This window comes from Aliiglaciecola sp. 3_MG-2023 (assembly GCF_030548205.1).
In the GTDB taxonomy this organism is placed as follows: Bacteria; Pseudomonadota; Gammaproteobacteria; order Enterobacterales; family Alteromonadaceae; genus Aliiglaciecola.
In genome coordinates this window covers 189,872-214,336 of record NZ_JAUORV010000009.1, presented here as the reverse complement: position 1 = coordinate 214,336, position 24,465 = coordinate 189,872, and the positions used below count along the sequence as shown (strand labels likewise).

At 41.9% G+C, this 24,465-nt stretch carries 20 protein-coding genes; 17 read left to right on the top strand and 3 right to left on the bottom strand.

Features of this window, described 5'->3' with window-relative positions:
• Positions 1–552 precede the first annotated feature (552 nt).
• The 3 genes from dapD to map form a co-directional block, all read right to left on the bottom strand.
• Positions 553–1,377 carry a 2,3,4,5-tetrahydropyridine-2,6-dicarboxylate N-succinyltransferase gene (gene dapD, locus Q4574_RS12425; RefSeq protein WP_303474462.1) on the bottom strand — a complete coding sequence of 275 codons (825 nt, stop codon included), beginning with the start codon at positions 1,375–1,377 and terminating at the stop codon, positions 553–555.
• Positions 1,365–4,010: a [protein-PII] uridylyltransferase gene (glnD, locus tag Q4574_RS12420; RefSeq protein WP_303474461.1), complete on the bottom strand. Its 2,646-nt coding sequence runs from the start codon at positions 4,008–4,010 to the stop codon at positions 1,365–1,367. The genes dapD and glnD overlap by 13 nt, the downstream gene beginning before the upstream one ends.
• Positions 4,011–4,173: 163 nt before the next feature.
• The gene (gene map, locus Q4574_RS12415) at positions 4,174–4,965 is read right to left on the bottom strand and encodes a type I methionyl aminopeptidase (protein ID WP_303474460.1); all 792 of its coding nucleotides are present in this window, start codon (positions 4,963–4,965) and stop codon (positions 4,174–4,176) included.
• Between the two features lie 337 nt (positions 4,966–5,302).
• On the opposite strand from map, the gene rpsB reads away from it, so the two are divergent.
• The 17 genes from rpsB (at position 5,303) to accA (ending at position 24,441) form a co-directional block, all read left to right on the top strand.
• Positions 5,303–6,034, top strand: coding sequence for a 30S ribosomal protein S2 (gene rpsB, locus Q4574_RS12410; protein WP_303474459.1), 732 nt, complete (start codon positions 5,303–5,305; stop codon positions 6,032–6,034).
• Between the two features lie 149 nt (positions 6,035–6,183).
• Positions 6,184–7,056: a translation elongation factor Ts gene (tsf, locus tag Q4574_RS12405; protein ID WP_303474458.1), complete on the top strand. Its 873-nt coding sequence runs from the start codon at positions 6,184–6,186 to the stop codon at positions 7,054–7,056.
• 144 nt (positions 7,057–7,200) lie between these two features.
• Positions 7,201–7,944, top strand: a complete 744-nt coding sequence (gene pyrH, locus Q4574_RS12400) for a UMP kinase (protein ID WP_303474457.1) — start codon at positions 7,201–7,203, stop codon at positions 7,942–7,944.
• Between the two features lie 47 nt (positions 7,945–7,991).
• Positions 7,992–8,549, top strand: coding sequence for a ribosome recycling factor (gene frr / locus Q4574_RS12395; protein WP_303474456.1), 558 nt, complete (start codon positions 7,992–7,994; stop codon positions 8,547–8,549).
• 26 nt (positions 8,550–8,575) lie between these two features.
• Positions 8,576–9,304 (top strand): polyprenyl diphosphate synthase, encoded by a 729-nt coding sequence (gene uppS, locus Q4574_RS12390; RefSeq protein WP_303474455.1) that lies wholly within the window; start codon positions 8,576–8,578, stop codon positions 9,302–9,304.
• A 31-nt stretch (positions 9,305–9,335) separates the two neighbouring features.
• Positions 9,336–10,199: a phosphatidate cytidylyltransferase gene (locus tag Q4574_RS12385; protein ID WP_303474454.1), complete on the top strand. Its 864-nt coding sequence runs from the start codon at positions 9,336–9,338 to the stop codon at positions 10,197–10,199.
• Positions 10,199–11,380: a 1-deoxy-D-xylulose-5-phosphate reductoisomerase gene (gene ispC, locus Q4574_RS12380; protein WP_303474453.1), complete on the top strand. Its 1,182-nt coding sequence runs from the start codon at positions 10,199–10,201 to the stop codon at positions 11,378–11,380. The genes Q4574_RS12385 and ispC overlap by 1 nt, the downstream gene beginning before the upstream one ends.
• Positions 11,380–12,726 (top strand): sigma E protease regulator RseP, encoded by a 1,347-nt coding sequence (gene rseP, locus Q4574_RS12375; RefSeq protein WP_303474468.1) that lies wholly within the window; start codon positions 11,380–11,382, stop codon positions 12,724–12,726. Before ispC ends, rseP begins: the two co-directional genes overlap by 1 nt.
• A 62-nt stretch (positions 12,727–12,788) precedes the next feature.
• A complete protein-coding gene (gene bamA, locus Q4574_RS12370) occupies positions 12,789–15,254 on the top strand; it encodes an outer membrane protein assembly factor BamA (RefSeq protein ID WP_303474452.1) in 2,466 nt (821 codons plus the stop codon).
• A 79-nt stretch (positions 15,255–15,333) separates the two neighbouring features.
• Positions 15,334–15,849, top strand: a complete 516-nt coding sequence (locus tag Q4574_RS12365) for an OmpH family outer membrane protein (protein WP_303474451.1) — start codon at positions 15,334–15,336, stop codon at positions 15,847–15,849.
• A 14-nt stretch (positions 15,850–15,863) separates the two neighbouring features.
• Positions 15,864–16,898: a UDP-3-O-(3-hydroxymyristoyl)glucosamine N-acyltransferase gene (lpxD, locus tag Q4574_RS12360; protein WP_303474450.1), complete on the top strand. Its 1,035-nt coding sequence runs from the start codon at positions 15,864–15,866 to the stop codon at positions 16,896–16,898.
• 38 nt (positions 16,899–16,936) lie between these two features.
• Positions 16,937–17,383 carry a 3-hydroxyacyl-ACP dehydratase FabZ gene (fabZ, locus tag Q4574_RS12355; RefSeq protein ID WP_303474449.1) on the top strand — a complete coding sequence of 149 codons (447 nt, stop codon included), beginning with the start codon at positions 16,937–16,939 and terminating at the stop codon, positions 17,381–17,383.
• Between the two features lie 3 nt (positions 17,384–17,386).
• The gene (lpxA, locus tag Q4574_RS12350; protein ID WP_303474448.1) at positions 17,387–18,157 is read left to right on the top strand and encodes an acyl-ACP--UDP-N-acetylglucosamine O-acyltransferase; all 771 of its coding nucleotides are present in this window, start codon (positions 17,387–17,389) and stop codon (positions 18,155–18,157) included.
• Between the two features lie 43 nt (positions 18,158–18,200).
• The gene (gene lpxB, locus Q4574_RS12345; RefSeq protein WP_303474447.1) at positions 18,201–19,379 is read left to right on the top strand and encodes a lipid-A-disaccharide synthase; all 1,179 of its coding nucleotides are present in this window, start codon (positions 18,201–18,203) and stop codon (positions 19,377–19,379) included.
• Entirely contained in the window at positions 19,372–19,971 is a 600-nt protein-coding gene (gene rnhB / locus Q4574_RS12340) for a ribonuclease HII (RefSeq protein WP_303474446.1), read from the top strand. Before lpxB ends, rnhB begins: the two co-directional genes overlap by 8 nt.
• On the top strand, positions 19,949–23,446 hold the full coding sequence (gene dnaE, locus Q4574_RS12335; RefSeq protein WP_303474445.1) for a DNA polymerase III subunit alpha: 3,498 nt from the start codon (positions 19,949–19,951) through the stop codon (positions 23,444–23,446). The genes rnhB and dnaE overlap by 23 nt, the downstream gene beginning before the upstream one ends.
• Before the next feature lie 38 nt (positions 23,447–23,484).
• Positions 23,485–24,441, top strand: coding sequence for an acetyl-CoA carboxylase carboxyl transferase subunit alpha (accA, locus tag Q4574_RS12330; RefSeq protein WP_303474444.1), 957 nt, complete (start codon positions 23,485–23,487; stop codon positions 24,439–24,441).
• Positions 24,442–24,465: the final 24 nt, after the last annotated feature.

Genomic DNA, 24,465 nt, shown 5'->3' with positions numbered 1-24,465 from the left:
TCAAAGGACACTTAGTTTGATAAAAATGGACCAGAATTCAATTGACCTACTGGCTCAGTTTTATATTGAGGTTAATACCAACAGCTAAACATGGGTGTCCATGTAATTGTGGCTGGTGTCCATGTAATTGGAGGTTAATACCAACAGCTAAACGTGGGTGTCCATGTAATTGTTCCCAGCTAATGATCACTATTTATCTAGCCAAATGTGGCTGTCTATTAAAATCCGTCCCAAATCGCCGCCTCTCAAAGGACACTTAGTTTGATAAAAATGGACCAGAATTCAATTGACCTACTGGCTCAGTTTTATATTGAGGTTAATAGCAACAGCTAAACATGGGTGTCCATGTAATTGTGTGGGTGTCCATGTAATTGATGTAATTGATGTAATTGTTTAGTGGTTAATACCAACAGCTAAACGTGGGTGTCCATGTAATTGTGGGTGTCCATGTTGAAGGAATATGCTGTGTGAATAAAAACAACCCTGTAAATTAGATTATTTTACAGGGTTGTTATGTGCTTTTTTAATTAGTAATGAATGGTATAGGAAGGACTATTCTGCAGCGCGTAGAAGTGCGTTGATACCTACTTTAGAGCGTGTTTGCGCATCAACTTTTTTCACGATAACCGCAGCATAGAGGCTATATTTACCATCTTTGCTAGGCAGGCTGCCAGAAACAACTACTGAGCCTGCAGGAACACGACCATAGTGCACTTCGCCCGTTTCGCGGTCATAGATTCTTGTACTTTGACCGATGTATACACCCATTGAAATAACACTGCCTTCTTCAACAACTACACCTTCTACAATTTCAGACCGTGCGCCGATAAAGCAATTGTCTTCAATAATGGTCGGATTCGCTTGCAATGGTTCTAGAACACCACCGATTCCAACACCGCCAGATAAATGCACATTTTTACCAATTTGTGCACAAGAGCCTACAGTTGCCCATGTGTCTACCATAGTGCCTTCATCAACAAAAGCGCCTATGTTAACGTAAGAAGGCATGACCACTACATTTTTACCCACAAATGAGCCGGTTCTCACCGCTGCGGGGGGCACGATACGCACACCTTCAGCTTCAAATTGTGCTTTTGTGTAGTCTGTGTATTTCAATGGTACTTTATCAAAAAAGCGGCTTTCTGCGCCTTCCATAACGTCGTTATCATTGATGCGAAAATACAACAGCACTGCTTTTTTAAGCCACTGGTGAACAACCCATTCTCCGGCTATTTTTTCTGCTACTCTGGCTTCACCAGAGTTCAATAAATCTATGGCGCTAATGACCGCTTGCTTAGTTGCGTCATCTACTGACGCGGCTGTAATTGATGCTCTATTTTCAAAAGCTGCTTCTATTTGGTTTTTTAACTCTGACATGCTTCACCGCTAGTTGGGGGTTGATCTAATAATTGGGTTAATCGTTTTTTAAGTTGAACTTGTTGATCAGTGGTGAGGGCGTTATCTTGTTCATTAGCAATAATAAACAAATCTTCTGCACGCTCACCAATGGTCGAAATTTTTGCCATATGTAAGGTTAGGTTTAACTCGACAAATAAATGGCCTACTTTGGCAAGTAAACCAGGGGCATCTAATGCTTCGAGCTCTACCATAGTGACATCACTGTTACTCTGATAGAAACGAACTTTAGTGGCTACGTCTAATTGCTTCATTCGACGTGACATTTTGCGCCTGTTGTTATGATCTCTACCCGGTTTAGCAAGTTGGTCTTCTATTGCTTCAACCAAGCTTTTTAAACGACTTGGGGAGGATATGCGAGAGCCATCTTGTTCTAACAAAATAAAGCTATCGAAAACATAACCATCATCGGTAATTGTTATTTGCGCATCGTGAATGGAACAGTTTCGACTATCTAAAACCGACGCTATTTGTGCAAATAATGCAGGGCGATTTTTACCGTAAACTAATAACTCTGTGCCAGCTTTAGCGGTTGTATCGTTTAACGCAATGGTGATGGTATTTTCATCTTTGCTTTCTGCTTTCGCCACTTCTTTTGTGTGCCATGCCAATTGCTTAGGACTGAATCTAGCAAAATAATCATTATTTAACCGATGCCAAAATTGGTCTATCTGTGCAGCAGTAATGCCTTGCTTATTCAGCATCTCTCTGGCTTCTATTTGATGTTTATTCACTCTTTCTAGCAAGGTAATGCCGCACTGAAGGCCATTATCTAATGCCTTTTGGGTCAATAAATACAACTCTCTGATTAAGGACGCTTTCCAATCATTCCAGAGGTTATTATTGGTGGCTCGAATATCCGCTAAAGTTAAGGCATATAGATGTTTTAAATGATTTTGACTTTTCACTGCACGAGCGAATTCACCAATAATTTCGGGATCATAGATGTCTCTTCGTTGAGCAACCACAGACATGAGAAGATGGTTCTCTACCAACCAACGAATTAATTCCGCATCATCACCATCGATGCCATGGGACTGGCAAAACGTAACGACATCTTCTGCACCCAATACTGAATGATCGCCGTTTCTACCTTTTCCAATATCATGGAAAATAGCGGCCAAATATAATAATTCCGGTTTATCCGTTTCTCTTACAATCTTTTTGCAGCGGGGGAAATCTCTATTTTCTTCACTGTGATAACTATATACATGTTTTACTAGTCTGTGAGTATGCTCATCCACCGTATAAGCATGAAATAGGTCAAATTGCATCATACCTACAATGTTGTCCCATTGCGGTAAATACGCTTGAAGAATTCCGTGCTTATGCATTAAATCCCATCCTAATCCAAAGAAATTAGGATGACGCATAAGCTGCATAAACAACTTACGACACTCGGGGATTTCACAATAATACTGGCCATTGAGTTTTCGGCGTGCATTGCGAAGTTGACGCAAACAGCTGGAATGCAATCCGGTGCAATCTGGAGTGTTGGCTATGAGTAGCAAAAATGAAAGTATATCTTTTGGCGTGGTAAAAACGTCGTCTTGAAGAGGGCTGATTAAGCCATCTAACAATTCAAATTTGTCATCAATTATCTGATGGTTTTTAACTTTTAACTCGAGAATATCCTGTTTGAAATATTGCAGCAACATGCCATTAAGCTCAGACACTCGGCGAACGGTTCGAAAAAATGACTTCATCATTCTTTCAACTGCTTGCTTTCCTTCACCATAGCCTAGTCGTTCAGCAACATCAGTTTGGTAATCAAACAATAATCGATTTTCACTACGTCCAGATATTAAATGCAGGGCAAAGCGTATTTGCCAAAGGTGAGAGCGAGATTCAATCAATTCTGCCCATTCTCGTTCTGTAAAATAACCGTGTTCAACTAATTCGTGGCCATTCCAAACATTAAAGTGTTGCTTTGCAACCCAACCAATAGATTGAATATCCCGCAAACAGCCAGGGTTTTCCTTTACATTTGGTTCGAGATTATAGGAGGTATCGTTGAATTTTTTATGGCGTTCTTTTTGCTCTTCATACTTGGCGGTGAAAAAATCTTTACTGGACCAATAGCCTTTACCTTTTATTTTTTTCTGCAGGGTGTCAAAGCTAGATTCACTGCCTATCAATAACCTTGATTCAACTAAGTTAGTGGCGATAGTTGTGTCGCCTTTGGCTAAATTAAAGGTTTCTTTAATCGTGCGTACTGACTGACCCACATCTAACTTAATATCCCACAGGAACGTAATAAAAGTGCTAATTTTTTCCTGCAACTTAGCATTGATAGTTTTATCGCTGAGAATCAACAGATCCACGTCAGAGTGAGGCTGAAGTTGACCTCTACCGTAACCGCCCACAGCAACTAAAGCCAAGCCTTTTTGATTGTCTAAATCAACTAATTTCCAAGCGCGTAAAAGCAAAGCATCGATGAAAACAGCTCTTTCGTGAACTAATTGGTCAACCGGAACTTTAGTGAACTCCTGAGTTAACCATTCTACGCTATCACTTACGCACTTTTTAAAACTGCTAATGTCATTTATATCAGTTATTTTCTGAATATTTTCAATGAGCTGATCTAATGACAATGTTAGTACCTCTAAAAGCTAGAATAAGACGACCGTACGCCAAATATAAACAGACTAAAAATCTCACTCTGTAATGCAAAGTGTCCGTTAACCGAAGTTGTATAGCAAATAACTAATTTACGTTAGTCATAATCATTCATAATAAGTAAAAAAATACTCTGAATTAATGACTTATCACTCTATCAATGGTTTCATCGTCTCGCAGAGTGAGAATTTCGACGCCGTTTTTCGTCACTAATAAGGTATGTTCCCATTGTGCACTTAAACTGCGATCTTTGGTGACCACTGTCCATTGATCAGGAAGGATTTTTGAATAACGTTTACCGGCATTAACCATAGGTTCAATGGTTAAACACATTCCTTCTAGCAACTCAACGCCGGTATTAGGCCGACCATAATGAACTACTTGGGGTTCTTCATGAAAATTCGCACCGATGCCATGGCCACAATACTCGCGAACGATCGAGTAATTATGGCTTTCTGCATGTTGCTGAATCACATGTCCAATATCCCCAAGGCGGGCACCGGGTTTGACGAGTTCAATGCCTTTATACAAGCATTCTTGGGTGACTCTAATTAATCGCTCAGCCAAAATACTTGGTTTACCTACGACAAACATTTTTGAGGTGTCACCGTGATAACCATCTTTAATAACAGTGACATCAATATTAATGGTATCACCATCTTTTAGCTTTTTATCAGAAGGAATACCATGACAAATCACATGGTTAACTGAGGTACAAATAGATTTAGGGAAAGGAGGATGCCCGTAATTTAACGGTGCGGGGATACACTGTTGCTCATTGACAATATAATCATGACAGATTTGATTGAGTTCATCGGTGGTCACGCCCTTTTTAACGTGAGGGCCAATCATTTGTAATACGTCTGCGGCTAGTCTGCCTGCGACACGCATCTTTTCAATTTCATCTGGTGTTTTAATCGTGATTGTCAATTTTGCGTCCTAAAAAATAACTGATTGCAATAATGGGCTGAATTGTATCTTTTCAGCTCAAAAATGTATAGACGAGTGAAAGAAATGGGTATTTAGTTTATTTGAGGTGATTTGCATGGGCTAACTAACGCTTTTTACTTGCGTGGATGAGGGGAGCATGGTATAAAGCGCACCGCAAATTCAATAGCATTATTTTAGTGCTCTGGATGAATGCGAAATTAACTAATAACACACATACATCGACACATTTGTCGGGGTGTCCGCTTCGGGTTTGCCGCCTGAACGGATCGATAGATGGGATGTATGGAGGCCTAACCCCAATTTGAGGAAATTAATAATGGCAAACGTATCAATGCGTGACATGCTCCAAGCGGGCGTGCACTTCGGTCACCAGACTCGTTACTGGAACCCAAAAATGAAACCTTTCATCTTTGGCGCTCGTAACAAAGTTCATATCATTAACCTAGAAAAAACAGTACCTTTGTTCAATGAAGCATTGAACTACATAAGCGGTGTTTCTGCTAAAAAAGGTAAAGTTCTTTTCGTCGGTACTAAGCGCGCAGCTAGCGATGCAGTTAAAGAAGCAGCACAGAAATGTGACCAATTCTACGTTAACAAGCGTTGGTTAGGTGGAATGTTGACTAACTGGAAAACAGTTCGTCAATCAATCAAGCGTTTGAAAGAGCTAGAGCAACAGTCTCAAGACGGCACTTTCGAAAAGTTGACCAAAAAAGAAGTACTTATGCTTCAACGTGAAATGACTAAGCTAGAAAGTAGCTTAGGTGGTATCAAAGACATGGGCGGTCTTCCAGACTGTTTATTCGTTGTTGATGCAGATCACGAGCACATTGCAATTACTGAAGCACGTAACTTGGGTATCCCAGTTATTTCAGTAGTTGATACCAACTCTAACCCAGATGGTGTTGATTACATCATTCCTGGTAACGACGATGCAATTCGTGCTGTTCAATTGTACTTGAATGCAGCAGCTGATGCTGTAAGCCAAGGCCGTGAACAAAACCTTGAAGTACAAGCTGAGCAAGACGATTTCGTTGAAGCAGCTGAGTAATTAAAAAGGCACGGCTTAGTTGTCGTGACCCTGTCATCTTTCTGTGACGTAAGTACATTAAAATGACGAACATCTCATCAGGGGCGGTAATTATTTACGGCCCCTGTTTCTTAAGTTAAGAACCATTTATATATGCTGAGGAAACCAAAATGGCAGTGACAGCAGCCCTAGTAAAAGAACTTCGCGAGCGCACCGGCGCAGGCATGTTGGATTGTAAAAAAGCATTGGTAGAAACCGACGGTGATGTCGAGCTAGCAATTGAAAATATGCGTAAATCTGGTCAAGCAAAAGCCGCTAAAAAAGCTGGCCGTATTGCAGCAGAAGGCGTGATTATGACTAAAGTTGCTAATGGTGTAGCAACTATGATGGAAATTAACAGTGAAACTGACTTCGTTGCTCGCGATGATGGTTTCTTAGCCTTTGCTAACAAATTGGTTGATGTTGCTTCTGCAAATAAAATCAACGACATGGATACGCTTAACAATAGCAAAATCGATGGCGTGACTGTTTCTGATGCCCGTGACACACTAGTTGCAAAAATCGGTGAAAACATCTCTCCTCGTCGCGTTATCTCTGTTGAAGGTGACAACCTTGGTGCATACGTGCACGGCGGTCGTATTGGTGTAATCGCTATTTTGAATGGCGGTGACGAAGATTTGGCAAAAGACATTGCGATGCATATTGCCGCAGCTAGTCCTCAGTTTGTTAAGCCTGAAGATGTACCTGCAGAAGTTGTAGCGAAAGAGAAAGAAATTCAACTTGAAATCGCTATGCAATCAGGCAAGCCTGCTGAAATCGCTGAAAAAATGGTTATCGGTCGCATGAAGAAATTCACTGGCGAAGTTAGCTTGACTGGTCAGCCTTTCGTTAAAGATCCTTCAAACACTGTTGGTCAACTTTTGAAAGCTAAAGGTGCTGACGTTATCAATTTCGTTCGTTTCGAAGTTGGTGAAGGTATCGAGAAGAAAGAAGAAGATTTTGCAGCTGAAGTAGCAGCGCAAATGGAAGCCGCAAAGAAATAATTGAGCCTTTCGCTTTTGCGAAAAGCCAATGTCATATAAACTATCGGCACCTCAATACGAGGTGCCTTTTTATATGTACTATTTACGCGGATAAATTTAGCGGGTTTGAGCCCCTTATCCAATTAACTAAGGAATAGCCAATAAATGAGTATTGCACCAAAATCTGCATATCGAAGAATTCTGCTAAAGTTAAGTGGTGAAGCCCTGATGGGTGACGAAGGATTCGGTATCGACGCCAAAGTTCTAGATAGAATGGCCCAAGAAATCAAAGAATTAGTTGAAATGGGCGTGCAAGTAGGATTAGTCATTGGTGGCGGAAATTTATTTCGCGGTGAAGGGTTAGCGAAAGCTGGAATGAATCGAGTTGTGGGAGACCACATGGGCATGTTGGCCACTGTAATGAACGGTTTAGCCATGCGAGATGCGCTACATCGCGCATTTGTGAATGCACGTTTGATGTCAGCGATTCCCCTCAACGGTGTGTGTGATGCATACAATTGGACTGAGGCAATTAGTCTTTTGAAATCTGGACGGGTAGTGATTTTTTCTGCGGGCACAGGTAACCCATTTTTTACCACAGACTCAGCAGCCTGCTTACGCGGTATTGAAATAGAAGCTGATGCAGTACTTAAAGGTACTAAAGTGGATGGCGTATACAATGATGACCCGGTCACCAATCCAGAAGCGGTATTACTTAAAAACGTAAGTTACCAAGAAGTTCTCGAAAAAGAACTTAAAGTTATGGACTTAGCAGCCTTTACTTTGGCGCGGGATCATAGCTTGCCAATTCGTGTTTACAATATGAACAAACCTGGCGTATTACGCCGTGTTGTTTTAGGCGAAGATGAAGGGACAACAATTTCCCATCAAGGCACAGACAATCAATAACAACGATTTTAAAAACGATTAGTATAATAAGAATTAGGGAGATTGCAGTGATAAATGACATTCATGATGATGCAAAACAACGCATGGAAAAAAGCATCAGTGCACTGAAGAGCCAATTAAGTAAAATTAGAACTGGTCGCGCTCATCCAGCGCTTTTAGATAGTATTATGGTGCCATATTATGGCGCTGATACACCCCTTAAGCAGTTAGCCAATATCTTTGCTGAAGATGCAAGAACACTAGCGTTAACGGTATTTGATAAAAGTGCCGCGGCGGCAGTTGAAAAAGCGATTATGCAATCTGACCTTGGTTTAAATCCAATGAGTTCAGGTGCCGCTATTCGCATACCATTACCGCCACTAACAGAAGAACGTCGTAAAGACCTAATTAAAGTGGTTAGAAACGAAGCTGAACAAGCACGTATTGCCGTGCGTAATATTCGCCGCGATGCCAACGCTGATCTAAAAGAGTTGGTAAAAGAAAAAGAGCTGAGCGAAGATGAAGGCCGTAAAGGCGAAGAGTTAATTCAAAAATTAACCGACGAATTTGTAAAAACCATCGATAGCGCTTTGCAAGATAAAGAAAAAGAGTTGATGGAAATTTAACCTTTACGGTTGATTCCTATTACCTTATGAGTAATCTAAATATCCCCAAACATGTTGCCATTATTATGGATGGCAACGGCCGTTGGGCAAAAAAGAAGGGTAAGATCCGCACCTTCGGGCACAAAGCTGGTGTTGAGTCTGTGCGGTCTGCTGTTCGCTTTGCTCGTCAAAATGGCATTGAGTCACTTACCTTATTTGCATTTAGCAGTGAAAATTGGAACCGTCCCGCAGAAGAAGTGGGGGTTTTAATGGATTTGTTTAATTTTGTACTAAATAGCGAAGCCAAGAAGTTGAATAAAAATGATGTTCGCTTAAAGGTCATTGGTGACAGATCTCGCTTCGATAGTAAACTTGTTGAAAAAATTAAAAAAGCCGAAAAACTGACGGAAAACAATCGCGCATTAACCCTTAATGTTGCTGCCAATTACGGTGGGCGTTGGGACATTCTGAATGCCGCTAAATCATTTGCTAAACAAGCCGTAGAAAAAGGTTTGAGTATCGACAGCGCTAATGAAGCCGATTTTAATCAGTTTATGGCTTTAGCCGACCAAGCGGAACTTGATTTGCTCATTCGCACTGGTGGAGAACACAGGATCAGTAATTTTTTGATGTGGCAATGTGCATACGCTGAACTTTATTTTACTGATACCCTTTGGCCAGATTTTGATGAGCAAGCATTTCAGCTTGCAGTTAATGATTATTCTGAGCGTCAAAGACGATTTGGTATGACAGGAGAGCAGGTGGAAACTAAATGACAATGTATTCACCTAAGCTCAAAGGCTAATTATGTTAAAACAGCGAATAATCACAGCAGTTATTTTAGCTCCTCTGGCGATAATTTGTATTTTATTTCTACCCCTACTTGGTTTTGAGTTATTTATTGCTCTGGTAGTAGGGTTAGGTGGTTATGAATGGGCTAATATGTCGAGTATTAAGCCTAGGCTTCAAAAAGCAATTTATGCGTTTTTTATCCTCTTTTGCTGCCTTTTCTTAGTTTACTGGGTACCCACTGATTTTATTTGGTACCAAGGGGCGTTAAACAGTCTGTACGTCTATATTTTAGGTGTGGCTGCAATATGGTGGTTTGTTTCACTTCTTATGATTATTGCTTATCCACGCTTTTCAGCGATATGGCGAACGAGTAAAGCCATACGTTGTTTATTTGGTGTGTTTACACTTATCCCTACTTTTGTGTCTGTTGTCTCCCTCCGTTCTCATATGTACGATATCGACCCCTTTTACGGTGTGTCGCTAATCTTTTATGTGCTAGGTATTGTTTGGGCGGCAGATATCGGTGCTTTTTTTGTTGGTGTAAAATTCGGACGCCACAAATTGCGACCTAATGTGTCTCCAGGAAAAACCCTCGAAGGTTTGGCTGGAGGTATCGCTGCTTCTACTGCAATTATTGCCTTTGCTGCTCTGCACTATCAGGTAGATCCAGGTAGAATCTGGATGCATGTTTTGATTGGCGGTTTAACTGTCGGGGTTTCTGCATTGGGCGATTTAAACGAAAGTATGTTTAAACGCTGTGCGGGTATTAAGGACAGCGGCAAGATACTGCCTGGTCATGGTGGTATTCTAGATAGAATTGATAGTCTCACTGCTGCATTTCCAGTATTTGCTTATTGTTACGTGATGTGGATGGCTTAATGCAAAATATTGCGATTTTAGGTGCCACAGGATCCATAGGACAAAGCACGTTAGATGTTATTCAACTGCATCCAGAACAGTTCAACGTGGTTGCGTTAACTGCTCACTCCAATGTTAATAAGCTTATTTCTCAAGCCACTAGATTTGAGCCTGACTATTTAGTCATTTCAGATTTAGCCTCTTACGCTTCGGCTCAACAGGCCGTTAAACATGCAAATCTAAACTGTGAATTGTTGCTAGGCGAAGAAGGTTTGTGTCAAGTCGCATCGGATCCTAAGGTTGACAGTGTTATGGCTGCAATCGTAGGTGCTGCCGGGTTATTACCTACTTTATCGGCAGTGAAGTCGGGGAAAAAGGTGATGTTGGCGAATAAGGAAGCACTGGTTATGTGTGGTGATATCTTCATCCAAGAAGTAAATAAAACCGGCGCGCAACTTTTACCCATCGACAGTGAGCACAATGCTATTTTTCAATGTCTACCACAAGACTTTCAATATGGTGATTTGGCTGCTTCAGGGATTGCCAAAATATTGTTAACCGGTTCTGGTGGACCATTTCTAAATCGTCCTTTAGACAGCTTTAAGGATATTACTCCAGACCAGGCATGTGCTCATCCTAATTGGGATATGGGACGCAAAATTTCCGTTGATTCAGCCACCATGATGAACAAAGGTTTAGAATTCATAGAAGCGAAATGGTTGTTTGGCTTAAACGGGGCAGATATTCAAATTGTATTGCATCCCCAGAGTATTATTCATTCTATGGTGCAATATGCCGATGGCTCGGTACTGGCGCAGATGGGGAATCCGGACATGAAAACCCCCATTGCCCATTGTTTAGCCTTTCCGGAGCGTATTAATGCAGGCGTGAAACCGTTAGATTTTTCTGCTTTAGCGGATTTTAGTTTTCAGATGCCAGACTTTCAGCGTTATCCAAATTTGAAGCTAGCCATTGATGCGTGCGACGCGGGACAACATGCTACAACAGCACTCAATGCTGCCAATGAGGTGGCTGTGGACGCCTTTTTATCAGAGCAAATTGGCTTTTCTCAAATTGCCCAGGTTAACGAAGAAATGTTGCAGCGCATTGAAAGCCAGCCGCTACACGATATCGAAGGAATTTTAGCTGTAGATAAAGAAGTTAGGATCCTTGCAAAACAGTTTATAGGAAGTTTAGTGTGATTTTCGAGTTTGTTCGTAACCTGTCGGCATTTGTGGTTGCCCTAGGAATACTCGTTGCTGTCCATGAATGGGGACATTTTTGGGTTGCACGTCGTTGTGGGGTGAAAGTTGAACGCTTCTCCATAGGTTTTGGTAAAGCGTTGTGGAAACGCACTGATAAACTCGGTACTGAGTACGTTATTGCGGCTATTCCTTTGGGTGGCTATGTAAAAATGCTTGATGAGCGGGTTGAGCAGGTCAGCGATGCTGATTTGCCTTACGCATTTAATCGCCAACATGTTCTCAAGCGCATTGCCATTGTAGCTGCCGGTCCTATGGTGAATTTCTTATTCGCAATTTTTGCCCTTTATTTGATGCTGTTGATAGGCGAACAAGCGGTTAAACCTATTGTTGGAAATGTAGAGGCCAACTCAATTGCTGCCCAAGCTGGTTTTGAGGAACGGGATCAGATTACCCACATATCTGGCCATGAAACTAAAGATTGGCAAGCCGTTAACTATGAAGTTATGCGTCTAATTGGTGATTCTCATACGCAAGTCCAAGTAACAACTAAAGACGGTTACAACAAAGCACTGGATCTTGATTTAACGGGGTGGCAATTTGACCCTGAAACCACGTCACCCATGGCAAGCTTAGGCTTTGCTCCATTTCGAACTAACCCAACCAAACAGCTTGCGCTAGTGAGTGAATCTTCACCGGCAGCACAGGCTGGTTTGCAGGTGAATGACATTATTCTCAAGTTTAATGGAACTACTGTGGCAAATTGGGAACAAATAGTTGAGCTGATTGAGCAGCACCCGAAACAAAATGTTACTATCACTATCGATAGAAATGGCATTGAACAACAGGTAGCCGCGACTATTGGCGTGAAGCCAGACGATCCTGATACGGGTCTATTAGGTGTAGTCACCTATTTAGAACCTTATCCTGAAGAGTATTTATTTCACAAACAATACGGTCCAGTTGAAGGTTTATCTGAAGGAGTAAGTGAAACCTGGCGACTTATAACCTTAAGTTTCGACATGATTGGTAAGCTTTTTACTGGCGATGTATCGGTAAAAAGTTTAAGTGGCCCTATATCGATTGCGCAGGGCGCAGGGATGACAGCGAGTGCTGGAATTGTCGCATTTTTAAGCTTTTTAGCGCTTATTAGTGTGAATTTGGGAATTATTAACCTTTTCCCTCTTCCAGTGCTTGATGGTGGGCACTTACTCTATTATTTTATAGAGCTTTTAACTGGGCGACCGGTTCCAGAATCTGTGCAAGAAGTCGGATTTAAAATTGGCGGGATCATCTTGTTACTGTTAATGACAGTAGCGTTTTATAATGACATTGCGCGTTTATAGTGTGGATGACACAAACTACATTGCCGAAGTAGGCTATGAGTGCTTAGGAAGAATATTAATAAATGAAGTTTAAACAGTTAGTTGTAGCCGGATTAATATGGTCCAGTGCTAGCTTTGCATTTGCTGCTACAGACCAAGAGTTTGTCGTATCCGACATCAAAGTTGAAGGTTTACAAAGGGTTGCTTTGGGGGCTGCACTGACCTATTTGCCGGTGCAAGTCGGCGATACCATGAACAGTTTCCGCTCGGCGCAGTTAATTCGTAGCCTGTATTCATCTACTCACTTTGAAAGCATCGAAATTCTTCGTGACGGCACCACTTTGGTTGTTAAAGTGAAAGAGCGCCCCACGATTAGTAATATTATCTTTGACGGCAACGACGATATTAAAGATGAGCAGCTACAAGAAAGTTTGGATGGTAACAACATTCGAGTTGGTGAACCTTTAGATAAAACCGTTTTGACCGGTATCGAAAATGGTTTGAAAGACTTTTTCTACAGTATCGGTAAATATAATGCTGACGTAAGTGCCATTGTCACGCCATTGCCCCGTAACCGCGTTGATTTGAAGCTGTTGTTTGAAGAAGGTGACTCGGCAAAAATTCAACAAATTAATATTGTGGGTAATGAAGTCTTCTCTGATGCAGAGTTACTTAGACAGATGGAATTGAAGTTTGATACGCCATGGTGGGATTTCTTATCTGAAACTCGTTATCAAAAACAAACGCTATCTGGCGATATGGAAACCTTGAGAAGCTACTATTTAGACCGCGGATATTTGCGTTATCAAGTGGATTCAACTCAAGTTTCCATGACCCCAGAAAAAGACGGTATTTATGTAACAATGAATATCTCTGAAGGTGAGCAATATACCATCTCAGAAGTAGACCTAATCGGTGACTTGCTAGGCAACGAAGAATACATGCGCGCCGTTTTGCCGCTTACAGCTGGTGAGTTATACAACCAAGCAGAGGTTACTTATACTGAAGAATTCTTCAGTAAGTACCTAGGTCGCTTTGGATATGCTTATCCTACAGTCACCACCATTCCTGAAATTAATGATGAAGACAAAACTGTTAAATTAACCTTATCGGTGGATCCTGGTAAGCGGATTTACGTGAACCGCATTACCTTTGAAGGAAACACTGTGACAGCCGATGAAGTGTTGCGTCAATCTGTGAGTCAGATGGAAGGAACTTGGTTGTCTAATAGTTCACTGGAGTCATCTAAGAACAACTTATCACGCTTGACCTATATGGAAGAAGTGGACTTCGAAACCGTCCGTTTACCAGGTGAAGATGATAAAGTCGACGTCGTCTATAAAGTTAAAGAGCAACCGTCAGGTTCGTTTAACGCGGGTGTAGGGTACGGTGATAGAACAAAACTGAGCTTACAAGCGGGTATTCAACAGGATAACTTCCTAGGTACGGGTAAACGAATAGCATTTAATGTGAGTACGGTATCCTATCAAAAGAGTATTCAGCTATCCTATACTGACCCTTATTTCACCATTGATGGAATCAGTTTAGGTGGCAGTATTTCATACAGTGAGTTTGATGCGGGTAGTGCAAACCTCGTTCAATACAACAGTAAACAATACAGTATTGGTGTAAATGCAGGTTACCCAATCAACGAATTTAACCGAATTAACTTTGGTCTAAGCTTTAGTGATGTCGAGCTGTCTCGACGCAGTAACTATGAACAGACTGATCGTTTCTACAATCAATTCGTAAATGAAGATGATCCAGATGCTCCTATTGATTACTCAAGCTTTTTAGCATCAGTATCTTGGACACGTAGTACCTTAAACCGAGGGATATTCCCAACGGCAGGTTCGTCACAAAGTGCATCTTTTAGCATTACTACCCCTAATTCTGACGTCAATTATTTCAAATCGATATTTGATACTAAGTTCTACTTCCCTCTTAGTCGTGACCAACGTTGGTCTGTACTGACTCGATTACGTGCGGGCTACGGTAATGGCTATGGTGAAACAAATGGGATTGAACAAATACTACCATTTACTCAGAACTTCACCGCTGGTGGTAGCGATACATTACGTGGCTTCGAAAATAACACCGTAGGACCACGTGGCGTGCAATTATCTCCAACCAGTATTGTTGGTCCCGACGGAGAAACTATCTTGTTAGGTCCTGAATCTGACCAAGTTGCCGTTTCTTCTCGCTCCTTAGGTGGTAATGCTATGTTACTCGGTGGCGTAGAGTTAATTGTACCTACTCCCTTTGTGGGCGAAGAGTTCGATAATTCAGTACGCTCAAGTCTATTCATTGATGCCGGTAATGTGTGGGATACTGAGTTCGACTATAGCTTGTATCGCGATTTAGACCAGATTAGTGAAGACCCTGTAGCCGATTACAGTGATTGGACTCGCTATAGAGCTTCTTATGGAGTTTCTGTACAATGGCTTTCACCGATGGGACCAATGGTGTTTAGCTTCTCAAGAGCTCTACAAGAACGTGTTGGAGATGACGTTAAATTCTTCTCTTTCAATATTGGACAAACATTTTAAACACGACTTTAATCAAAGATTATTAATCATATACTTAGCTTGAGCTAAGAACATAATTTAAACCAGGAAGGAGTTTCCCTTGAAACAAATATTTAAAACCTTAGTTGTTACTGCACTTTTCAGTAGTGCTTTATTAAGTTCAGTTGCTTACGCAGAACAGAAAATTGCAGTTGTGAGTCGTGAAGCGGTTATTCAGCAAATGCCGCAAGCAATTGCTAGTCAGCAAGCATTACAAATTGAATTTAAAGACGAAGGTTCAAAGGTCGATGCTATGCGTCAGAAAATAGCGACTGACCTAGAAACACTTAAGAAAAACGCACCTACAATGAGCGAAGCGCAAATTAAAGCGGAGCAGGAGCGTTTACAAGCTGCTAATACTGAATTTGAAGCATTAGCAAAACCATTGCAGGAAAAATTACAAAAACGTAGACAAGAAGAAAACACTAAAATCGTGACTATTCTTCAGCAAGCTATTCAAGCGGTTGTCACTGAAGAGAAAATTGATATGGTTTTAGACAGACAAGCGGTTGTTTTTGCTACTCCTCAATACGATATCTCAGAAAAAGTATTGAAAAAAGTTAGTCAAATGAAATAACCACCGGAGCCTGTATGCAGTCACTCAGTTTAAAACAATTGGCAGATCTTATTGGCGCTACCATCCATTTATCTGGCAATGATACTGAAGATACCCAGATTAATAGTTTGAGTACCTTGGCGAATGCAGGCATTGGTCAGATTTCCTTTTTATCGAATAGCAAGTATCGTAGTCATCTAGCTGACACTAGAGCACAGGCGGTTATTTTACATCCAGATGAGTTATCCCATTGTCCTTGTACAGCGCTGGTTCATGCAAATCCATATGTAGGATTCGCGTTAGTTGCACAGGCCCTTGATACGACTCCTGATGCCGCATCAGGTATTCATCCATCAGCTGTAATAGCAGATGATGTGATTATGGGTGAAAATGTAAGCGTGGGAGCACAAGCCGTCATTGAGTCTGGGGTTGTGCTGGGTGACGATGTTCAAGTAGGAGCGGGTACCTTTATTGGCAAAAACTGCCAATTAGGAAACAAAACCAAGCTTTGGGCAAATGTTACTATCTACCACAACACTGTCATGGGGGAGCACTGCTTAATCCAATCTGCTACCGTTATTGGCAGTGATGGTTTTGGCTATGCTAATGATAAAGGTAAATGGATTAAAATTCCGCAATTGGGACGTGTTGTCATAGGTAACCGTGTTGAGATTGGTGCTAGTACCACCATCGATCGTGGTGCCCTAGAGGATACGATTATTGCCGATGGCGTGATCATTGATAATCAAATACAAATTGCCCATAACGTTGAGATTGGCGAAAATACGGCTATGGCAGCATGCTCAGTGATAGCTGGCAGTACTAAATTGGGTAAAAATTGCAGCGTTGCAGGGCTGTGTGGCTTTAACGGACATATTGAAGTCTGCGATAACTCGCACTTTACTGGAATGAGCATGGTGACCAAGAGTGTAACCGTACCTGGTTTATATTCTTCTGGTATGCCGGCGGTACCAAATTTAGAGTGGCGTAAAAATGCGGTTCAACTCAAGAAAATTTCGTCTATTGCTAAACGTGTCAAAGTTTTAGAAAAACAACAAACTACAAAGTAATTGGGGCGACACCATTACTTCATAAAGGAGATCAGCCTTTGGCCGACAATTTGAACACTATCGAAATCGAAGAAATTATGGCGCTTTTACCCCATAGGTATCCTTTTCTACTGATTGATAGAGTGACTGAATACGTTCTAGGTGAAACCATCAAAGCCTATAAAAATGTAACCTTTAATGAGCCGTGTTTCACTGGCCATTTCCCTGGCAAGCCTATATTTCCTGGTGTTTTAATTCTTGAAGCCATGGCCCAAGCGGCTGGTATCCTAGGGTTTAAAACGGCAGGCAATAGCGATGAATTATACCTGTATGCAGGAATAGACAACGCGCGTTTTAAACGTCCAGTGGTTCCTGGTGACAGATTAGATTTTGATGTGTGTGTGGTTAAAGAAAAACGCGGTATTTGGAAATTTAAGGGCGTCGCCAGTGTCGACGGCCAAGAAGCCTGTGTTGCTGAATTTATGTGTGCAATGAGGAAGATGTAACCTGTGATCCATGATACTGCTATTGTGCATCCGTCTGCTAAATTAGCAAAAGACGTTCAAATAGGACCATATTCCGTTATTGGTGAAGATGTTGAGATTGACAGTGGAACTGTTATCGAGTCACATGTGGTTATAAAAGGGCCATGTACGATTGGTAAAAACAATCGTTTTTTCCAATTTGGCTCCATAGGTGAAGAATGCCAGGATAAAAAATATGCTGGCGAGAAAACTCGCCTTGAAATCGGTGATAATAACGTTTTTCGGGAATCAGTAACTATCCACCGTGGTACTGTTCAAGACAAATCCCTTACTAAAATAGGCTCTAATAATCTGTTTATGGCTTATGCCCATGTGGCCCATGATTGTGTGATTGGCGATGATAATATCTTTGCAAACAATGCAACCTTGGCTGGTCATGTGCATGTTGGCAGTTCTGTTATATTAGGTGGTAATACCGCTGTGCATCAGTTCTGTAAAATTGGTTCTAATAGCTTTACCGGTGGCGGTGGGATTATATTACGCGATATTCCTCCCTATGTAATGATCAACGGAATCGATAATACGCCTGCCGGAATTAACTCTGAAGGTTTACGTCGCAGAGGCTTTGATAAAGAGGTGATAATGAGTATTAAACGTGCTTATAAAGTACTTTATCGAAATGGTAATCGAGCCGAAGAAGCTGTGCAAGAGTTACGCAAGATGGCAGAAACCACAAAAGAAGTGGGTTTAATGGCCGAATTTGTTGCGAACTCTAATCGAGGAATTATCCGCTAAACTTAGTGTTTAGTTTTTATCGCAAACTGCGAGCCAACCTGATATGTCTGAGCGTCCATTAAAAATTGCTATCGTTGCCGGAGAAGCCTCTGGTGACGTTTTAGCTGCGGGTATGATAAAACAGATCCTTGCCATTCATCCTGATGCGCAGTTTACAGGGATCGCTGGGCCAAATATGCTTGAACAAGGTTGCAAGACCCTGTTTGATATGGAAGAGCTTTCGGTAATGGGAATAGTCGAAGTACTGTCTCGCATTCGACGACTGTTATTCATTCGAAAATCCGTTTTGCAACATTTTACGGAAGATCCGCCAGATGTGTTCATAGGCGTGGATGCTCCAGATTTTAACCTTCCCTTAGAAAAGAAACTCAAAAAACTAGGCATTAAAACCGTTCATTATGTCAGTCCAACCGTTTGGGCTTGGCGTGAAAATCGTATATTTGGTATCGCTGAGGCAACCAATTTGGTACTCAGTATTTTCCCATTTGAAAAAGCGGTTTACGACAAACATGGCTTCCCGTGTCAATTTGTTGGTCACACTATGGCGGATGACATCGCCCTTTACCCCGATCAGGCACTGGCTCGTCAACAATTAGATGGCGTGGAACTAAGTGAAAACGCAAAAGTATTGGCGTTATTACCTGGCAGTCGCGGGGGGGAAGTGAGTATGCTGCTTGAGATATTCTTGCTAAGTGCAAGTAAAGTCTGTGCCACAGTTGATGATTTGCATGTGATTATTCCAGCGGTAAACGAGTCGCGAAAAAATCAAATTGAAGCAATAGTAGCGACATTTAAAGATTCACCAAAATATCCTAAAAACATGCATATATCTGTAGTCATGAGGCAGTCTCGTAACGTTATGATAGCGGCGGATGGAATTTTACTTGCTTCGGGTACAGCTTCTTTAGAAGCCATGTTATGCAAACGTCCAATGGTGGTTGCCTATCGGTTGAAATGGCTGACACACCAAATCATGAAAGTAATGTATAAGCCTAATTATTTCTCATTACCAAATGTGTTGGCAGATAAGCCCATAGTCCCTGAATTGTTGCAAGAAGAGGTCAATCCAGAGACTATCTCCAAGTACCTGATCCCCATGTTTAGCGGAGACAGCTTAAAGGTCCCGGAGGAATTCGTAGGGTTGCATAAAATGTTGAAACAAGATGCAGATAAACAAGCCGCTGCGGCAGTCCTAAAATTAATTGGTGCCCAATATGAATGATGCTTTGCGGATTGCCGGAGTGGATGAAGTAGGTCGTGGTCCTTTAGTGGGCGATGTGGTCACTGCTGCGGTTATACTTGATCCCAATAAGCCTATTTTAGGATTGAATGATTCTAAAAAGCTAAGTGAAAAAAAGCGCAATCTCCTTTTCGATGAAATTATTGAAAACGCATTATCCTGGTCGGTGGGGCGAGCAAGCCCCAAAGAAATTGATCATCTTAATATTTTACATGCCACCATGTTAGCCATGAAACGAGCGGTAGAAAGCTTATCAATACAACCTGATCTAGTTAAAGTCGATGGAAACCGATGTCCTGATTGGCAATACATTAGTGAAGCTATTGTAAAAGGAGATGGCAGCGTTGCTGAGATTTCAGCTGCATCTATTATTGCTAAAGTTACCCGTGATAGGGAAATGGCGGAATTACATTTACAATATCCAGAATATGGTTTTAATCAACATAAAGGCTACCCCACCAAAGCCCACTTGCTACGTTTGGCTGAACTGGGTCCAACACAAGAATACCGTATGAGTTTTAAACCAGTGCAACAGGTTTTGATACAACAAAATGGAGTTATCCGTGCAGTCTGAAGTCAGTCAAGACCCAGTAAATTTTATACATTTGCGCGTCCATTCCGATTATTCGATGATGGATGGTCTGAATAAGATCAAGCCTATTCTTGGAAAAGTAAAAGAAATGGGCATGCCCGCAGTGGCAATTACCGATCAGATGAATATGTGTGGCTTAGTGAAATATTACGATGCCGCCCATGCTAACGGGATTAAACCCATCATCGGCGCTGATTTTTGGGTCCAAAGCGAAGAATTAGGAGAGGAGTTATTTAGACTCACTTTGCTGGCAAGCAACAACCAAGGCTATAAAAATATTACCTTGCTCATTTCTAAAGCTTATCAGCGAGGTCATGTGCAAAACCGAGCCGTCATTGATAAACAATGGCTGGTTGAACATAAAGAAGGGGTGATTATACTTTCGGGTGGCTTGTCGGGTGATCTGGGGCAAGTACTAACCAAAGGTAATATGCCTTTAGCTGCACAAATTTCCCAATTCTATGAGAGTCACTTTCAGGATTGTTACTATTTAGAACTTAATCGCACTGGTCGCCCGGGTGAGCAAGAATATATTCAACGCGCTACCGATTGGGCGTTGGAACATGATCTGCCTGTGGTTGCCACCAATGAAGTTTGTTTTATCGCCAAAGAGGGGTTTGCCGCCCATGAAATTAGAGTGTGTATCCATGATGGTTATACACTCGATGATAAACGACGACCTAAACTCTATAGTGAGCAGCAATACCTGCGCAGCCCTGAAGAAATGTGTGAGCTGTTTTCCGATATTCCAGAAGCGTTGCAAAATACCGTTGAAATAGCCAAACGCTGCAACGTAACCGTGACCTTGGGCGAATACTTTTTGCCTAAATTCCCCACTGGCGGCATGTCTGATGCTGATTATCTCGTTAAAGTTTCCTGGGAAGGATTAGAAAGACGCTTAAAGTTCTTGTTTCCCGACGAACAAGAACGAGCAGAAAAAAGACCCGAATACGATGAGCGTTTAGAAATTGAATTAACCGTTATTAACCAAATGGGGTTCCCCGGTTACTTCTTGATCGTAATGGAATTTATCCAATGGAGTAAAGATCATGGTATTCCTGTAGGGCCAGGACGTGGGTCAGGTGCAGGTTCTCTTGTGGCCTACGCCCTTGATATTACCGATTTGGATCCCCTAGAATTTGATTTATTATTCGAAAGATTCCTCAACCCTGAACGGGTATCCATGCCTGATTTCGACGTTGATTTTTGTATGGACCGACGTGATGAGGTGATTGATCACGTGGCCGATATGTACGGTCGTCAAGCCGTATCGCAAATAATCACATTCGGTACCATGGCCGCTAAAGCGGTAGTTCGAGATGTAGGACGAGTATTAGGCCATCCCTATGGTTTTGTCGATAGGATTTCGAAGTTAATCCCCTCTGATCCAGGTATGACCTTAGAAAAAGCGTTTGCCGTTGAGCCAAGGTTGCCAGAGCTTTATCAAGAAGATGAAGAAGTAAAAGATCTAATTGATATGGCTAGGATCTTAGAAGGCGTCACTCGTAATGCCGGTAAACATGCCGGAGGGGTGGTCATCTCCCCAACTGAAATTACCGATTTTGCGCCACTATATTGCGATGATGAAGGTAAAAATCCGGTTACTCAATTCGATAAAAATGACGTTGAAACAGCCGGGCTGGTGAAGTTCGATTTCTTAGGATTACGTACACTTACCATTATTCAGTGGGCCATCGACATGATTGCCGAAGGTCGCGGCAAGCAAATCGATATTACTGCGATTCCACTAGAGGACCCTAAAAGCTTTAAAACCCTGTTGAATTCCGAAACAACCGCAGTATTCCAATTAGAATCACGGGGGATGAAGGATTTAATTAAACGTCTTAAGCCTGATTGCTTCGAAGATATTATCGCATTAGTAGCACTATTTAGACCTGGTCCTTTGCAATCAGGGATGGTAGATAACTTCATAGATAGAAAGCACGGTAGAGAAGAAATTTCCTATCCAGATGCAGAATATCAACATGATTGTTTAAAAGAAATATTGGAACCGACCTACGGCATCATTCTGTACCAAGAACAAGTTATGCAAATTGCCCAAGCCATGGCGGGCTACAGTCTTGGTGGTGCCGATATGTTGCGCCGAGCAATGGGTAAGAAGAAACCTGAAGAGATGGCGAAACAACGTAGTGTGTTTGCCGAAGGCTCTAAAGGCAATAATATCGATCCCGATCTTGCTATGAAAATATTCGATCTGGTGGAAAAATTCGCTGGATATGGTTTTAACAAATCCCACTCCGCGGCTTATGCCCTAGTGTCGTACCAAACTTTGTGGCTGAAAGCCCATTATCCTGCCGAGTTTATGGCCGCGGTAATGTCAGCTGATATGGATAATACCGACAAGATTGTTACTTTGGTGGATGAATGTAACCGGATGGGATTGACCATTCTGCCACCTGATTTGAATGCCGGACAATATAAATTTACGGTAGATGAACAAGGCCGTATCGTTTATGGCATTGGTGCAATTAAAGGGGTAGGGGAAGGTCCTATCGAAGCGATTATTGCTGCTCGTAAAGAGCATACTCAGTTTTCTGACTTATTTGACTTTTGTGCTAAGGTTGATTTGAAGAAAATAAACAAACGAGTCCTTGAAAAGTTAGTGATGGCTGGCGCTATGGATAATTTAGGGCCTCATCGTGCCTGTATCATGGCGACCTTGCCAGAAGCGATTGCAGCGGCAGATCAACATGCCAAAGCTGAATCTCATGGTCAATCTGATATGTTCGGTTTATTGACCACAGAGCCGGATCAGGTAGAACAGGCGTTTGCAAATGTACCTGAATGGCCAGAAAAAATTTGGTTAGACGGAGAAAAAGAAACTCTTGGCCTATACTTAACAGGTCATCCAATAAATCAGTATGAAAAAGAGCTGAAACATTATAGTTCAGCTCGTTTGGTGGACTTAAAACCCACCAACAAGGATACTACCTCTGTCGCCGTTGGCTTAGTTATTGGCGTTCGAGTGATGACTAACAAAAAAGGGCGACGTTGGGCAATTGTTACTTTGGATGATAAAAGTGCTCGAATGGATGCGCGCTTTTTTCCAGACATGTTTGAGAAATACGAAGAACTGCTTCAACCTGACCGAATTCTGCTGATTTCCGGACAGGTCAGCTTTGATGATTTCTCAGGTGGCAATACAATATCCGGTCGTGACGCTATGGATATCGTGCAGGCTCGAGAGAAAAATGTAAAATGCCTAGGGTTAGAAGTAGAATCTGACTGGTGTAACGATGAAAGAGTGGCTAAACTGCAAGCAGTTCTGCAAAATTATCAAGGTGGAAGTTGTCCGGTTAATATGCGGGTTGTTCATCCCGATGCAGAAATGGTTTTAGCATTTGGTGCGCAGTGGTACGTGACACCAGAAGACCAATTAATTTATGAATTGCAGCAAATGCTACCTAAACAAGCGGTAGAGCTGCAATTTAGTTAACACCAATAGTGTGTTTGTAAACAAATATAAGGTTTGGAATGAGTTTGAATTATCTTGATTTCGAAAAACCTATCGCTGATTTAGAAGCAAAAATTGAAGAACTACGGTTAGTCAATCAAGGCGGTGAGTTTGATGTCGGCATTGAAGAGTCCATCACTAAGTTGCGGGAAAAGAGTGCAGAACTGACTGCTAAAATTTTTTCCGATTTGGGAGCTTGGCAGGTTTCACAAATTGCAAGGCACCCAATGCGACCTTATACACTGGATTATATTCCGCGCCTTTTTGAAGAGTTTGATGAGTTAGCTGGTGATCGTGCTTTTGCAGATGATAAAGCTATCGTTGGTGGGTTAGCAGACTTTGATGGTCAACCCGTTATGGTGATTGGTCATCAAAAGGGCCGTGATACCCATGAAAAAATCCGCCGCAACTTCGGTATGCCTAAACCTGAAGGGTATCGCAAAGCCCTACGTTTAATGCATATGGCGGAGCGATTTAATTTACCTATTATTACCTTCATCGACACCCCTGGAGCCTATCCCGGAGTTGGTGCGGAGGAACGTGGACAAAGTGAAGCCATTGCCCGTAATCTTAAAGAAATGGCGGACTTGAATGTGCCTATTATCTGTACGGTGATTGGTGAAGGTGGCTCAGGTGGAGCACTTGCCATTGGTGTTGGTGACAGAGTAAATATGCTGCAATACAGTACTTACTCGGTTATATCTCCTGAAGGATGCGCGTCCATACTATGGAAAAGTGCCGAAAAAGCGCCGTTGGCAGCTGAAGCTATGGGTGTCAGTGCAGGTCAGATAAAAGACCTCGGATTGATTAACAATATCGTAGAGGAGCCCTTAGGCGGAGCCCATCGTAATCATGACGCCATGGCTGCAAACCTTAAAGCAACCCTCAAGCAACAATTATCACAATTGATGAGCTTATCTAAAGATGAACTGCTCGAACAACGTTATGAGCGAATCATGTCTTTTGGTTATTGTTAAGCTAACCATTAATCGCGTTTCCAA

Coding starts and splice junctions, on each gene's coding strand:
- dapD (WP_303474462.1), bottom strand. CDS start 1,377: ATGTCAGAGTTAAAAAACCAAATAGAAGCAGCTTTTGAAAATAGAGCA.
- rpsB (WP_303474459.1), top strand. CDS start 5,303: ATGGCAAACGTATCAATGCGTGACATGCTCCAAGCGGGCGTGCACTTC.
- tsf (WP_303474458.1), top strand. CDS start 6,184: ATGGCAGTGACAGCAGCCCTAGTAAAAGAACTTCGCGAGCGCACCGGC.
- pyrH (WP_303474457.1), top strand. CDS start 7,201: ATGAGTATTGCACCAAAATCTGCATATCGAAGAATTCTGCTAAAGTTA.
- uppS (WP_303474455.1), top strand. CDS start 8,576: ATGAGTAATCTAAATATCCCCAAACATGTTGCCATTATTATGGATGGC.
- Q4574_RS12385 (WP_303474454.1), top strand. CDS start 9,336: ATGTTAAAACAGCGAATAATCACAGCAGTTATTTTAGCTCCTCTGGCG.
- ispC (WP_303474453.1), top strand. CDS start 10,199: ATGCAAAATATTGCGATTTTAGGTGCCACAGGATCCATAGGACAAAGC.
- bamA (WP_303474452.1), top strand. CDS start 12,789: ATGAAGTTTAAACAGTTAGTTGTAGCCGGATTAATATGGTCCAGTGCT.
- lpxD (WP_303474450.1), top strand. CDS start 15,864: ATGCAGTCACTCAGTTTAAAACAATTGGCAGATCTTATTGGCGCTACC.
- lpxB (WP_303474447.1), top strand. CDS start 18,201: ATGTCTGAGCGTCCATTAAAAATTGCTATCGTTGCCGGAGAAGCCTCT.
- rnhB (WP_303474446.1), top strand. CDS start 19,372: ATGAATGATGCTTTGCGGATTGCCGGAGTGGATGAAGTAGGTCGTGGT.
- dnaE (WP_303474445.1), top strand. CDS start 19,949: ATGGAGTTATCCGTGCAGTCTGAAGTCAGTCAAGACCCAGTAAATTTT.
- accA (WP_303474444.1), top strand. CDS start 23,485: ATGAGTTTGAATTATCTTGATTTCGAAAAACCTATCGCTGATTTAGAA.